At 57.4% G+C, this 13,091-nt stretch carries 14 protein-coding genes; 8 read left to right on the forward strand and 6 right to left on the reverse strand.

All coding sequences use genetic code 11. The features are described 5' to 3' along the window. Positions 1–32: 32 nt before the first annotated feature. Together dmsD and clcB are read left to right on the forward strand one after the other, a co-directional pair. The gene (gene dmsD / locus KB890_RS02355; protein WP_004179727.1) at positions 33–641 is read left to right on the forward strand and encodes a Tat proofreading chaperone DmsD; all 609 of its coding nucleotides are present in this window, start codon (positions 33–35) and stop codon (positions 639–641) included. A gap of 133 nt (positions 642–774) precedes the next feature. Further along, a complete protein-coding gene (clcB, locus tag KB890_RS02360) occupies positions 775–2,070 on the forward strand; it encodes a voltage-gated ClC-type chloride channel ClcB (protein WP_004148305.1) in 1,296 nt (431 codons plus the stop codon). On the opposite strand, the gene bioD is transcribed toward clcB, so the two are convergent. From bioD to KB890_RS02375, 3 genes are all read right to left on the reverse strand, one after another. Next, positions 2,023–2,718 (reverse strand): dethiobiotin synthase, encoded by a 696-nt coding sequence (gene bioD, locus KB890_RS02365; protein ID WP_002903703.1) that lies wholly within the window; start codon positions 2,716–2,718, stop codon positions 2,023–2,025. The two genes, clcB and bioD, sit on opposite strands and share 48 nt — an antisense overlap. A gap of 127 nt (positions 2,719–2,845) precedes the next feature. Beyond that, the gene (mlc, locus tag KB890_RS02370) at positions 2,846–4,066 is read right to left on the reverse strand and encodes a sugar metabolism global transcriptional regulator Mlc (protein ID WP_002903701.1); all 1,221 of its coding nucleotides are present in this window, start codon (positions 4,064–4,066) and stop codon (positions 2,846–2,848) included. 123 nt (positions 4,067–4,189) lie between these two features. Further along, complete coding sequence (locus KB890_RS02375) at positions 4,190–5,092, reverse strand: LysR family transcriptional regulator (protein ID WP_002903700.1); 903 nt, start codon at positions 5,090–5,092, stop codon at positions 4,190–4,192. Positions 5,093–5,222: 130 nt separating this feature from the next. On the opposite strand from KB890_RS02375, the gene KB890_RS02380 reads away from it, so the two are divergent. Next, positions 5,223–6,473 carry an MFS transporter gene (locus tag KB890_RS02380; protein ID WP_002903698.1) on the forward strand — a complete coding sequence of 417 codons (1,251 nt, stop codon included), beginning with the start codon at positions 5,223–5,225 and terminating at the stop codon, positions 6,471–6,473. A gap of 30 nt (positions 6,474–6,503) precedes the next feature. Here KB890_RS02380 and KB890_RS02385 read toward each other — a convergent pair whose 3' ends face one another. Further along, positions 6,504–6,596, reverse strand: coding sequence for a KPN_01571 family protein (locus tag KB890_RS02385; protein ID WP_004206050.1), 93 nt, complete (start codon positions 6,594–6,596; stop codon positions 6,504–6,506). Between the two features lie 216 nt (positions 6,597–6,812). On the opposite strand from KB890_RS02385, the gene KB890_RS02390 reads away from it, so the two are divergent. The 4 genes from KB890_RS02390 to KB890_RS02405 all read left to right on the forward strand — a co-directional run bounded on the left by KB890_RS02390 (position 6,813) and on the right by KB890_RS02405 (position 10,765). Next, on the forward strand, positions 6,813–8,300 hold the full coding sequence (locus KB890_RS02390) for a carboxypeptidase M32 (RefSeq protein WP_002903695.1): 1,488 nt from the start codon (positions 6,813–6,815) through the stop codon (positions 8,298–8,300). 164 nt (positions 8,301–8,464) lie between these two features. Next, positions 8,465–8,884, forward strand: coding sequence for an acid resistance repetitive basic protein Asr (gene asr / locus KB890_RS02395; protein WP_002903693.1), 420 nt, complete (start codon positions 8,465–8,467; stop codon positions 8,882–8,884). Positions 8,885–9,822: 938 nt separating this feature from the next. After that, entirely contained in the window at positions 9,823–10,635 is an 813-nt protein-coding gene (locus KB890_RS02400; protein ID WP_004179725.1) for a trypsin-like serine peptidase, read from the forward strand. A gap of 13 nt (positions 10,636–10,648) precedes the next feature. Then, positions 10,649–10,765 (forward strand): hypothetical protein, encoded by a 117-nt coding sequence (locus KB890_RS02405; protein ID WP_004224649.1) that lies wholly within the window; start codon positions 10,649–10,651, stop codon positions 10,763–10,765. A 43-nt stretch (positions 10,766–10,808) separates the two neighbouring features. Here the strand turns inward: KB890_RS02405 and kpnF are convergent, their stop codons facing one another. Together kpnF and kpnE are read right to left on the reverse strand one after the other, a co-directional pair. Continuing rightward, the gene (gene kpnF / locus KB890_RS02410) at positions 10,809–11,138 is read right to left on the reverse strand and encodes a multidrug efflux SMR transporter subunit KpnF (protein WP_002903683.1); all 330 of its coding nucleotides are present in this window, start codon (positions 11,136–11,138) and stop codon (positions 10,809–10,811) included. Further along, a complete protein-coding gene (kpnE, locus tag KB890_RS02415; protein ID WP_004179723.1) occupies positions 11,125–11,487 on the reverse strand; it encodes a multidrug efflux SMR transporter subunit KpnE in 363 nt (120 codons plus the stop codon). Before kpnE ends, kpnF begins: the two co-directional genes overlap by 14 nt. Positions 11,488–11,929: 442 nt before the next feature. Here kpnE and KB890_RS02420 point away from each other — a divergent pair, with 442 nt between their 5' ends. Further along, entirely contained in the window at positions 11,930–12,964 is a 1,035-nt protein-coding gene (locus KB890_RS02420; RefSeq protein ID WP_002903679.1) for an AI-2E family transporter, read from the forward strand. Positions 12,965–13,091: the final 127 nt, after the last annotated feature.

The raw sequence follows: 13,091 nt of genomic DNA on the forward strand, positions 1-13,091 counted from the left end.
GCGCAGGCGCGCGCCGCAGAAAGGAATAAGTGATGATGCCGATCCCAAATCGCGACGCCGTCGCGTTAAGCGCCCGCACCCTGGGCGCGCTGTTCTCTTATGCGCCGAATAGCGCGGAAATTGCGCCGCTGGTCGCCGCCTTCCAGGACGGGAGCTGGCAGCAGCAGTGGCCCTTCCCGGTCGCAGCCCCGCTGGCGTCAGGGTTTGCCGCATCGGCTGAAGAAACGTTGCCGGAAGCCTGGCAGCGCCTGTTTATCGGGCCATGGGCCCTGCCGGCGCCGCCCTGGGGCTCGGTCTGGCTGGATAAAGAGTCTGTGCTGTTTGGCGATTCCACGCTGGCTCTGCGCCAGTGGATGCGCGAGAACGGTATCGCACTGGAGGCCGATGGCAACGAACCGGAAGATCATTTCGGCACCGTGCTACTCCTGGCGGCATGGTTGTGCGAAACGGAGCAGGATGCGTTGTTTGCCCAGCTGCTGGCCTGGCACCTGCTGCCGTGGTCCGGGCGTTTCCTGAGCGTCTTTGTCGACCATGCCGCCCACCCCTTCTATCAGACGCTGGGTCAGCTGGCGCAGGCGACTCTGGCGCAGTGGCAGGAGAATCTGCCGATCGCCGTAGCGCAAAAACCGCTCTATCGTTAACCCTTCGCCGCGCCGGTATCCGGCGCGGTTTTATTTTGCCGCTTCCCAGCCTTTCACCCGCACTTATCGCTTTTGCATCTAAGGTTATTCCCTATCACAATAAGCCAATGTTTTCTGAACCTCGCCGTGACTAATGCATCGTCTTCATCCCTACCCTGATGTGCAGGTGATGTTTCGCCGCCTGCTGATCGCCACCCTGATTGGCCTTCTCGCCGCCCTGGCGGTGGCGCTGTTTCGCCACGCTATGGTGGTGCTGGAAACGCTGTTGCTCAGTAATGACAGCGGGAGCCTGGTCAACGCCGCACAGTCGCTGCCGGCGTGGCGTCGGCTGGTTACCCCCGCGCTGGGCGGCCTGACGGCGGGAACCTTACTCTGGCTCTGGCAACGACGCAGCGTCGCGCGTCCGCATGCCGCCACCGATTATATGGAAGCCCTGGAGACCGGCGACGGCTGTTTCGATACGCCGGCAAGCCTGGTGAAATCGCTGGCGTCATTGCTGGTCGTGGTGACCGGCAGCGCGATTGGCCGGGAAGGCGCCATGATCCTGCTGGCCGCGCTGGCGGCCTCGCTGTTTGCCCGTCGCTTCACGCCGCAGAGTGAATGGAAGCTATGGGTCGCCTGCGGCGCGGCTGCCGGGATGGCCAGCGCCTATCATGCCCCGCTGGCCGGCAGCCTGTTTATTGCTGAAATTCTCTTTGGCACGCTGATGCTGGCCTCGCTTGGGCCGGTGGTGATCTCGGCGGTGATCGCCCTGCTGTTGACGCAGTTTCTTAATGGCGGCGCCGCGCCGCTGTATCACGTCGTGTTACAGCAGAACCTCAGCGCCCTGCACTATGGCTTAATGCTGGCGACTGGCCTGCTGGCCGGGCTGTGCGGGCCGCTGTTTATCTGGCTGATGGACTACAGCCACCGCGGGTTCGTTAAACTGAAGCTGGCGCCGCCGTGGCAGCTGGCGCTGGGCGGGCTAATTGTCGGCGGCTTATCGCTCATCACCCCGGCAGTATGGGGCAACGGCTACAGCGTAGTGCAAAGCTATTTGCTGCTGCCGCCGTCCGGTGCGCTGCTGGTGGGCGTATTTATCTGCAAACTGCTGGCGGTGCTGGCCAGCAGCGGCTCCGGCGCGCCTGGCGGGGTCTTTACCCCGACGCTGTTTGTCGGCCTGGCGATGGGCATGCTGTTTGCCTGCTTCAGCAGGCTGTGGCTGCCGGGAAGTGAAGAAATGGCCATCATGATGGGTCTGACCGGCATGGCGGCGTTTCTGGCCGCCACGACCCATGCGCCGATCATGTCAACCCTGATGATTTGCGAGATGACCGGGCAGTATACGCTGCTGCCCGGTCTGCTGATAACCTGCGTCGTGTCGTCTGTGCTGTCGCGGACGTTACGCCGGGATTCGATCTATCGCCATCACGTTGCCGAGCATGTCTAAGTCGACGTAGCGGCTCAGCTCACGCTGTTCGGCGCGCGGTAGATAAGGCAGCTCGCCGATCAGCGGCGCCGGCAGCTTTTTGCTGAGGACATCGATGATTTCGGCGTAGTGCGCCAGACCGGGGTTGATCCGATTGGCCACCCAGCCAATCAGCGGTAAACCGTCATTGGCGATCGCCTGGGCTGTCAGTAGCGCATGGTTGATGCACCCCTCCTGGATCCCCACCACCATCAGCACTGGGAGCTGCTCCTGAACCACCCACTCGGAGAGCGGCCGCAGGTCGTTCATCAGGCTGCGCCAGCCGCCGGTGCCTTCAACCACCACGTGTTCGACCTGCGCGGCCAGACGCTGCAAACCATCGGACAGCAGACCGTAGTTGATCGGGCAGCTATGCGCCACGCTGCTCTCGTCTTCGCTTAAGGCGATGGGGTTGACAGCCTCATAAGGTAACGCCAGCGTGGAGACGCTCTGCAACACCAGCGCATCTTTGTTACGTAAACCGTCCGGCGTCTCTTTGCTGCCCTTCGCCACAGGCTTATACCCGGCCACGCTTTTGCCTCTGGCAGCAAGTGCCTGCAACAGCGCACGGGAAACCACTGTCTTCCCGACAGAGGTGTCTGTACCTGTAATAAAGAAACGCTTAAACATCACTAACCCCACAGTTTTGTCGATGAAATATACGGGAGAGAAATAATCAACGGTGGGCAAAGTCTACGTGAAGCCGTCTGAGGTCAGCTTGAGATAGCGCAATTTTTGGTGTGACTATGAAAAAATGTTAACCCTGTAACAGTCGTATGAGTAAGGATCCGTTATAGAGCGCATCTTTAACCAGCGCCGCGCCAGCCATCGTTCCGCGGTTGGAGAACTGAGTACTTTCAACGGTAATATGCCGGCTATAGGCTGGGAGAGATTGTTGCCGAATACAGCTGGAAATTGCCGGAAAAAGAATTTCTGCCGCCAGATTGAACGGCGAGCCAATCAGAATTTTCTGCGGATTAAACAGATTGACCATGATCGCCAGAATTCGCCCAACGTGATTACCCACGCCGCTGATGATGTCCCGGGCTAACAAATCGCCCTGCAGCGCCGCCTGACAAAGCCACTCCACGCTCAGCGGACGCTGGTGCAGCAGCGAGCTCATCGACTGCGCCATGCGCATCTGCGCCAGCTCCAGCACGCTTTCTACGCTGGCAATCGTCTCCAGGCAACCATGGTTGCCGCAGTAACAGCGTTTGCCGTAGGGATCGACCTGGGTATGGCCAATCTCCACCAGGCTGCTGCTGCCGGCGTGCAACAGGCGCCCATCGGTGATCACCCCGGCGCCGACGTTATGATCGATGACCACCTGAATGACGTCCCGGGCGCCGCGCGAGGCGCCAAACAAAGATTCCGCCATAGTCCAGGCGCTGATGTCATGCTGAATATAGACTGGCACCCCGGTATGATTGGCCAGCGCTTCGCCGAGCGGGACATCTTTAACATCCTCATAAAACGGCATGCGATGAATAATGCCATTTTCGGTATCGATAATACCGGGCATCGTCATGGCGATGGAGGTAAGGCGTTCCAGCTTCTTTTGATGGCGAATAAAGAAGCGATCAATATGGTCGATAACGCGCGTCAGAAACGGCGTGCTGTCGGTGAGCGCCAGCTCCAGCTGATCCTCCACCACCAGCTGACTGCTTAAATCACGCAGCGAAAGATGGATCTCACCGCGGCTGATGCGCACCGCCAGATAGTGCCATGCCTCGGTCTCCACCATCAGCCCCACCGCCGGGCGGCCGCGGCTGCCGGGCTCCTGGATCTCGGTCTCCTGAACCAGATGCGCTTCCAGCATTTCGCGGACGATTTTGGTGATGCTGGCCGGCGCCAGTTGCGCAAATCGGGAAAGGTCGATACGCGATACCGGGCCGAGCTGATCAATCAGGCGATACACGGCGCCCGCATTGGTCTGCTTTATTTGATCGATATGGCCTGGTTGACTATCCGCTACCACCATTGACTCCCTTATTTTCGCGCTTCGAAATAAACTTTCGGCTATGGTGAAGCACTTCGACGGTGAACGTCAAATTTTTACTTAGCCTTGTGATTTACCGCACATTTCCAACCCCTTTTCGCCTCAATTATGCTCGCTTTTCCAGGAGAGCAGCGCCTCACGAAAGCGTTTTGCCAGTGCCCCTTGCTCATGGTGTTTAGACCACACCAGCCACATCTCCGATACCGCATCCTGTTCGTCGATCGGCAGCCAGCGCATTTCACTGAGCTGGACGCGCTGAAAGGAGGCCGGGAGGATCGATACCCCCAGGCCGGCGGCCACCAGACCAATAATCGTCATTGCCTCCCCCACCTCCTGGGCAATCTTCGGCGTGTGGCCGTAGCGGCGCAGCAAGCCGAGGATGTCGTCATACAGGCCAGTGCCGACGTGCGGGTCGAAAAAGACGAAGGGCTCGCGCGCCAGCGCCGCCAGGCTGACCGAGGGCTGGCGGGCCAGCGGGTGATTCGCCGGGACCATCGCCAACAGCGGCTCGCGCAGAACCCGCTCCCACGCCAGGGTGTCCGGCAGTTGAGTATTGCGCAGCAGCCCCAAATCCAGAGCCCCTTCGCTCAGGGGCACTATCTGTTCGCGGGTGTTAGTCTCGCGGGTGAGAATATGCACATCCGGAAGGCGTTGGCGAAACATCGATAGCGTATCGGAGACGGCCTTAATAAAAGGGGCCGAGGAGGTAAAGCCGATGCGCAGCTCACCCGTTTCGCCATGGTGTAGACGGGCGGCGCGAGCAGCCGCCTCATCTACCTGGGCGAGGATTTGTCGGCTATCGGCGAGAAACTGCTTTCCGGCCGCCGTCAGGCTGACGCTGCGGTTGGTACGGGCAAACAGGCGAGCGCCGGTCTGCTGCTCAAGGATCTGAATCTGCTGGCTTAGCGGTGGTTGAGAGATGTTTAGTCGCGCCGCGGCGCGGCCAAAATGTAGCTCCTCGGCGACGGCGACAAAGTAGCGCAAATGACGCAACTCGATATTCATATTTAAAACGTCTTATTTGAGATTATTAATATATTAGACAGAATATTTACATTTTCATACCCTAAAAATGTGAGCTGAATGGTCACAACATCCTGTTGGTAAGCAGCAACTTCTACGCAAGGAATTCTCTGTGAGTCGTACAACAACCGTTGACACCGTGCCGGCGGGCGAGGTCAGCGTCGCTGGTGCATCCCGCCCGGATCCGTTTATTAAACGTGGCACCCCGCAGTTTATGCGCGTCACTCTCGCGCTGTTCTCCGCCGGTCTGGCCACCTTTGCCCTGCTCTACTGTGTGCAGCCGATCCTGCCGGTGCTGTCGAACGAGTTTGGCGTGTCGCCGGCCAGCAGCAGTATTTCGCTTTCAATTTCCACGGCGATGTTGGCGGTGGGCTTGCTGTTTACCGGCCCGCTGTCGGACGCTATAGGCCGCAAGCCGGTGATGGTCACCGCCCTGCTGCTGGCCGCCTGCTGTTCACTGTTGTCGACTATGATGACCAGCTGGCACGGCATCCTGATTATGCGCGCGCTCATCGGCCTGTCGCTGAGCGGCGTAGCGGCGGTCGGCATGACCTATCTGAGCGAGGAGATCCACCCCAGTTTCGTCGCCTTTTCGATGGGACTCTATATCAGCGGCAACTCCATCGGCGGCATGAGCGGCCGCTTGCTGACCGGGGTCTTTACCGATTTCTTCGGCTGGCGCGTGGCGCTGGCGGCGATCAGCGGCTTTGCGCTGGCCGCGGCGATTATGTTCTGGCGTATCCTGCCCGAGTCGCGCCATTTCCGCCCGACCTCGCTGCGACCGAAAACGCTGCTGATTAACTTCCGTCTGCACTGGCGCGACCGTGGCCTGCCGCTGCTGTTCATCGAAGGTTTTCTGCTGATGGGCGCTTTTGTCACCCTGTTTAACTATATTGGCTACCGGCTGATGATGTCGCCGTGGTCGTTAAGCCAGGCGGTGGTAGGCCTGCTGTCGGTAGCTTATCTCACCGGGACCTGGAGTTCACCGAAGGCAGGGGCCATGACCGTACGCTTTGGCCGCGGGCCGGTGATGCTTGGCTTTACAGCGGTGATGCTCTGCGGCCTGCTGCTGACGCTCTTTTCTTCCCTGTGGCTTATTTTCATCGGCATGCTGCTGTTTTCCGCTGGCTTCTTCGCCGCGCATTCCGTCGCCAGCAGCTGGATTGGCCCACGCGCCCGCCGCGCCCGCGGTCAGGCGTCATCGCTGTATTTGTTCAGCTATTATTTGGGTTCAAGTCTTGCCGGGACGTTAGGCGGGGTATTCTGGCATCACTACGGCTGGAACGGCGTCGGTGGGTTTATCGCGCTGCTGCTCCTTGCCGCGCTGTTGACCGGCACCTGCTTACATCAGCGACTGAAATAGTCGCGTGTGACGTGGCCTGCAGGCCACGTTTCACCACATGCCCATTATGGAAGACAAGCCCATCAGCTCTCTGACGGCATCAACGGACAGCAGTGCAATAAACAGCCAGGTGAACGGATTCATAAACCACCCCCGAACCTCCAGACCTGTGTAATCGATCACAGTTTAGTACCGATATGTTACCGTTTTCTGTCACACCGATCACAGAGGTGAGCTTATTCTCCCGCCATGTGTCTTTCCCTTCCCCTGTGCGCAACGCTCGACCCGCCGGGCGTATCAGGATAGTGTAGAGGCAAAGCGATAATCTCTTTATTCACCTGTCACGGACCGAACGCCACTATGACTGAAAATACGCCTTATCAGCAGCTTACCCGTACCTTTCAGCGCCTGTCGCGCTTTTCGCATCTCGCCGCCATCGCCGGCTGGGATATGTTCGCGATGATGCCCCCGGGCGGGAGCGTCGCCCGCGGCGAAGCGCTGGCCGAGCTCGGCGTGCTGCAGCATCAAATCCTGACCGATAAAAAAGTGGGACAATGGTTACAGGAGGCCCGCCAGCAGGATCTTAATGATGTTGAACAGGCCAACCTGCGGGAAATGCAGCGTCAGTACGATCAGGCGGCGCTGCTGCCGGAGAGCCTGGTGGAAGCAAAATCGCTGGCCGGCAGCCGCTGCGAGCATGCCTGGCGCAGCCAGCGTCCCGCCAATGACTGGACGGGCTTTGCCGACAACCTACGCGAGGTGGTCAGACTGAGCCGTCAGGAAGCGCAGATCCGCGCCGATGCCAGGGGCGGCTCACGCTACGACGCGCTGCTGGATATTTTCGAACCGGATATGACCAGCGCGCGGCTGGACAGCCTGTTCGCCGATCTCAAATCGTGGCTACCTTCCCTGCTTAGCCAGGCGGTGGAGAAGCAGGCGAAGCAGACGCTAATCGCCCCGCAGGGGCCTTTCCCCATTGCTGAACAACGGGAGCTGGGCCTGCAGGCGATGCGTATCCTTGGCTTTGACTTCGACGGCGGGCGCCTCGACATCAGCGCCCACCCGTTCTGCGGCGGCGTACCCCAGGATGTGCGCATCACCACCCGCTACAACGAAAACGACCTGCTCAGCGCTCTGTTCGGCGTGATCCACGAAACCGGCCACGCCCGCTACGAGCAGAATCTACCTCGCCCGTGGGTCGACCAGCCCGTAGGACTCGCCCGCTCCACCGCTATCCACGAGTCGCAGAGCCTGTTTTTTGAAATGCAGCTGGGACGCAGCGAGCGGTTTCTTAACCGCCTGTTACCGGCGGTGCGCGAGCGGTTTGGCGATCGGCCGGCCTTTAGCCAGGACAATTTTGTCGCCTGGAATCAGCAGGTGAAACCCGGCTTTATTCGCGTCGATGCCGATGAGGTGAGCTACCCGGCGCATGTCATCCTGCGTTATGAAATTGAACGTGCGCTGATCGACGGCGAGATTGAGGTAGATGATATCCCGTCGCTGTGGGACGAGAAAATGCAGCACTGGCTGGGGCTGTCGACCACCGGCAACTATCGGGATGGTTGCATGCAGGATATTCACTGGACCGACGGCGGATTCGGCTATTTCCCTTCCTATACCCTGGGTGCGATGTATGCCGCGCAGCTGATGGCCGCGGCCCGCCGCGCGCTGCCGACGTTAGATCGCGATATTGAGGAAGGCGATTTCAGCGCCCTGTTCGACTGGCTGCGGCAGAATATCTGGCAGCATGGCAGCCGCTTCACCACCTCGCAGTTGATTCAGCAGGCCACCGGTGAGGATCTTAATAGCCGCTACTTCCGCGAGCACCTGACCACTCGCTACCTGTAATCATACGCGCCGGGCTACCCGGCGCGTCCTGTCGTTCCTGCCTTGTACATTCGGTTACACGCCGATACCAAACACTCACGGAAAGCTCGAAAAGACAAGCATATAGTGATTTCACCGGCCCCGCAGTGGGGTTGAAATTAAGAAAACTTTTCGAGGATATCAGAATGAAAAAAGTATTAGCTCTGGTCGTTGCCGCTGCTATGGGTCTCTCTTCCGCCGCTTTCGCTGCTGACGCAGTAAGCACCACTCAGGCACCGGCTGCCACCCACAGCACGGCTGCCAAGACCACCCATCACAAAAAACACCACAAAGCCGCGGCAAAACCGGCTGCAGAGCAGAAAGCTCAGGCTGCCAAAAAACACAAAAAAGCAGAAGCTAAACCAGCCGCTGCTCAGAAAGCCCAGGCCGCTAAAAAACACAAAAAAGTAGCAGCTAAACCAGCTGCTCCGCAGAAAGCTCAGGCGGCGAAAAAGCATCACAAAGCTGCGGCTAAACCGGCAGCCCAGAAAGCGCAGGCAGCGAAAAAACACCACAAAACCACTAAACACCAGGCCGCTAAACCGACTGCACAGCCGGCAGCATAATTCCTCCCGGTGAACCAACCTTCTTAATAATCGGCGCTGTTTCAGCGCCGTTTTTTCTGGAGAGCACTATGCTGCGGCGCTATCGTTTTGAGCTCATCCTGATCCTGCTAATTATATGCGCAGTGGTTGCAACCCGTTTTTTCCTCTCTTAATTATTTATCCCGCGTTCGCATTTTGCTGCTTCTACCAGCTTTTCATTAAAATGAATACCGTGCGGCTATCGCTGACCCGCTCCCCGCTTCCCATTATCCTGTGACTCTCTGCGGCGCAAAAAAATGTCCGGCGCCAGAAGACGCCAGACATGTTAGTCGTAATATGTCGCACGCCTGGCCCTTGCCGGGTGGCGCGCCCATCACAATGCACGCACGGCTTCCATCACCAGATAGCCGGTCGCGCCCCAGATAGCGACTGAGACCAGGGAAACATAAACCAGTGCGCGAATACCTTTTTTAGACATAAGCCCTCCGAACGCAGGGGAAATAGAGTTCAGGCTATCATCGCCGGTACTACCTCTCTATTTACTCAACGGCAGGGCGACGGTAACAACGTTTTCGGTGAGAAAATGTTTCGCATTGAAAATAATTACGAGAGGCGTAAAGAAGTGCGAATTCCGGTGAAGATCTGGTGGGTAAAAGTATTATTTTTGGGCATTATGCTGACAAACCAGGAATAATCCCACGGATGAATTGCTGCATTATTAACCGAATTCAGTACGTTCTGATACATGAATTTTGTTGCGCAAGACGCCACTTTCTGCGGAAATAGCACAAGCAGAACACTGGTATTAACCGCTTGAAATCAGGAGGTTTTACCAGCGCCAGACCCCACCGCGCGCTGATGTGGTATACGGTTTGGCCTGTTTAGAATTATTGTTTACTTTCAAAAACTTAAATCTCCTGCTACTGTCAATAGACATCATAGCCTCCCCAGAGAGTGATATGCGTAGAGACGTTCTGTTATTACTGTGTTCATTTTATCTGTTACCTCTGGGCGCACATGCCGATGATAGCGGACTGAGCGCCAAAGATATTAAGACGTTGTTTTTCGGTCACGATGACCGTAAAGCGGTGAACCGCCCCGAGGAGAGTCCGTGGGACGCGATTGGCCAGTTGGAAACCGCCAGCGGCAATCTGTGTACGGCGACGCTCATCTCTCCGCATCTGGCGCTGACCGCGGGCCACTGTCTGTTAACGCCCCCGCGCGGCAAGCCGGACAAAGCGGTCGCCCTGCGCTTTATTTCCCGCAAGGGCAACTGGGTCTATGAGATCCACGGCATTGACGGGCGAGTCGATCCCAGCTTAGGCAGACGCCTGAAAGCCGATGGCGACGGCTGGATTGTCCCTTCCGCTGCAGCGCCGTCCGATTTTGGTCTGATCGTGCTGCGCTATGCTCCGTCTGGCATTACGCCGATCCCGCTCTTTCCGGGCAGCAAGGCCGATCTCACCGCCGCGCTGAAGGCGGCGGGCCGTAAAGTTACCCAGTCTGGCTATCCTGAAGATCATCTCGATAATCTTTACAGCCACCAGGATTGCATCGTGACAGGGTGGGCGCAAACCAGCGTACTGTCGCATCAGTGCGACACCCTGCCTGGCGACAGCGGCTCGCCGCTGCTGCTGAAAACGGAGGACGGCTGGCAGGTGATCGCCGTGCAGAGTTCGGCCCCCGGCCCGCAGGATCGCTGGCGGGCGGACAATCGCGCCATTGCGGTGACTGGCTTTCGCGATAAGCTGGAGGCGCTTGCCGGTGAGTAATGGACCGAGGCCGGTGAAGAATATCATTATTGACATCGTCCTGGCGGAAATGATTTTCCGCCAGCCAAAAGCAGTGAACCTGCGCAGCCCTCAGCGTCACCTGACACAATTACAGCGGGGCAAGGCGTGAACGAAGCTTCCGTTTGCCGCCTGGCTTTGCAGGCGGCGAGACGTCAGGCGAGTTTAATTAACACCATGCCGGCTACCAGCAGGATAACCCCCGCCCAGCCTTTGTTATTCAGACGCTGACCAAACAGCACCCAGCCGGCGGCGATGGTCGCCGCGATACCGAAGCCGCCCCACAGCGCATAGGCAACCGAGAGATCGATCCCTTTAACCGCCTGCGACAGGGCGCTGAACGCGCCCAATACTGCCGCCAGGGACAGTATGCCGTAGATCTTGCGGCGGAAGCCGTCGGAAAACTTCAAAAAGACGTTGGCAATAATTTCCAGCACAATGGCGATTGCCAGCCAGGCGGCATGGATCCACTCAAACTGCTGCATGGGCCACCTCCTGCTGTGAAGACGCTTTTTTCTGGGTGCCGGACTTAATTAAGACGATCCCTATCACCAGGGTGGTCAAGCCGGCTATTTTCAGCAGGGACAGACTCTCATCAAACAGCAGCACGCTGAACAGGGTAATCAGTAAAATACCGATCCCTTCCCACAACGCATAGGCCACACCGAGGGCAATCTTTTTAACCGCAAAGGCAAGAAAAATATATGACAGGGCAATCATGGCCAGCATTAAAATAAAGCCGGTGTGCCCGCCGCTCACGCTTGCCCATTTCATAGACAAGGTGCCGGTAATTTCAGCAATAATTGCTAAAGCTAATAAAATCCAATAAAACATGATCCCTTCTCCTGCTTGAGAATATAATCCATTACCGTTTACGCGAGACGTAAACAGGAAAATTTCTGACGTAGATATCGCTGTGCGCTTGGCGCCAGCTCAGGCAGAAAGAAGGTGACTATAGCGCCGAATGCCAGTGCTGTTCGCCGGCAAAACGGGAAAAAGTGAGGGATACTGCGGGGTGATTTAAAATATACATCCTGAACTGATTGTCCATAAAATTACAATTATCCGCGGTGTTGCTTCTCGTCCGGTGCGGATGAAAATTGTCCTCAGTAGTTAAACACAGGTAGATTTGTAGCATAGTGCTACATTTAATTCAAAGACTTTGCAATTCTTTACGCCGCGGTTTTTCTTCAATGCGTTTGTTCTGCAAAAAAGCGTCATTATGCTAATGTAACGCAACCTGTTAATAGGCAAGGAAGTTTGAGGTCGGGATCCTATGGCTAAACCCATTATTACACTTAACGGATTAAAGATGGTCATCATGTTGGGCATGCTGGTGATCATCCTTACCGGCATTCGCTTTGCGGCGGACATAATCGTCCCGTTTATCCTGGCGCTTTTTCTGGCGGTGATCATCAATCCTCTGGTCCAGCTCCTGGTCCGCTGCCGGGTGCCGCGCGTGCTGGCGATCTCGCTACTGATTGGCCTGATTGTTATGTTAGCCATTGTGCTGCTGGCCTCGCTGGGGACCTCGCTCAACGAGCTGGCGCGCACCCTGCCGCAGTATCGCAACTATCTCTATGAGCCGATGCAAACCATCGCGCCCTGGCTGCAGCGTATGGGATTCACCGTTTCGGTGGTCGAGCTCAATAAGTACATCGACCCTAACGCCGTAATGACCCTGGTCACCAGCCTGCTCACTCAGCTGTCGAATGCCATGTCTTCTATTTTTCTGCTGCTGCTGACGGTGGTGTTTATGCTGCTGGAGGTGCCGCAGCTTCCCGCTAAGCTGCAGCAGTTAATGTCCAGACCAGTAGAAGGCATGGGCGCCATCCAGCGGGCCATCGACAGCGTATCGCATTATCTGGTGCTGAAAACTGCGATAAGCCTGATCACCGGCCTGGTGGTCTGGGGCATGCTGGTGCTGCTGGATGTGCGCTTCGCCTTTATGTGGGGGCTACTGGCCTTCGCGCTGAACTATATTCCCAATATCGGTTCCGTGCTGGCGGCCATTCCGCCGATCCTGCAGGTGCTGGTATTCGGTGGTCTGTACGAGGCGCTGGTAGTGCTGGCCGGCTACCTGATCGTCAACCTGGTATTCGGCAATATTCTCGAACCTCGTATCATGGGGCGCGGGCTGGGCCTCTCGACGCTGGTGGTATTCCTGTCCTTAATCTTCTGGGGATGGTTGCTGGGTCCGGTTGGCATGCTGCTCTCGGTGCCGTTGACGATTATCGTCAAAATTGCCCTCGAGCAGACCAGCGGCGGGCAGAGTATCGCTTTCTTATTAAGCGATGTCAGTAAACAGTAGTCCTTCCGCAGGCCGGCGCTTCGCCGGCCTGCTCCCTGCCCTACACTCTCTCCGTAGACCACTACGCCTTATGTATTATTGATCCGCATCACAAACGTTGCGGCGGAATCGTTACTCTGATGCTAAC

It is taken from the genome of Klebsiella sp. P1954, assembly GCF_018199955.1.
Lineage (GTDB): Bacteria > Pseudomonadota > Gammaproteobacteria > Enterobacterales > Enterobacteriaceae > Klebsiella > Klebsiella pneumoniae.

Excerpts from the sequence above, each read along its gene's own strand:
- KB890_RS02375 (WP_002903700.1), bottom strand. The coding sequence starts at position 5,092 with ATGAATATCGAGTTGCGTCATTTGCGCTACTTTGTCGCCGTCGCCGAG.
- asr (WP_002903693.1), top strand. The coding sequence starts at position 8,465 with ATGAAAAAAGTATTAGCTCTGGTCGTTGCCGCTGCTATGGGTCTCTCT.
- KB890_RS02390 (WP_002903695.1), top strand. The coding sequence starts at position 6,813 with ATGACTGAAAATACGCCTTATCAGCAGCTTACCCGTACCTTTCAGCGC.
- KB890_RS02400 (WP_004179725.1), top strand. The coding sequence starts at position 9,823 with ATGCGTAGAGACGTTCTGTTATTACTGTGTTCATTTTATCTGTTACCT.
- kpnF (WP_002903683.1), bottom strand. The coding sequence starts at position 11,138 with ATGCAGCAGTTTGAGTGGATCCATGCCGCCTGGCTGGCAATCGCCATT.
- kpnE (WP_004179723.1), bottom strand. The coding sequence starts at position 11,487 with ATGTTTTATTGGATTTTATTAGCTTTAGCAATTATTGCTGAAATTACC.
- KB890_RS02385 (WP_004206050.1), bottom strand. The coding sequence starts at position 6,596 with ATGAATCCGTTCACCTGGCTGTTTATTGCACTGCTGTCCGTTGATGCC.
- KB890_RS02420 (WP_002903679.1), top strand. The coding sequence starts at position 11,930 with ATGGCTAAACCCATTATTACACTTAACGGATTAAAGATGGTCATCATG.
- dmsD (WP_004179727.1), top strand. The coding sequence starts at position 33 with ATGATGCCGATCCCAAATCGCGACGCCGTCGCGTTAAGCGCCCGCACC.
- bioD (WP_002903703.1), bottom strand. The coding sequence starts at position 2,718 with ATGTTTAAGCGTTTCTTTATTACAGGTACAGACACCTCTGTCGGGAAG.
- clcB (WP_004148305.1), top strand. The coding sequence starts at position 775 with ATGCATCGTCTTCATCCCTACCCTGATGTGCAGGTGATGTTTCGCCGC.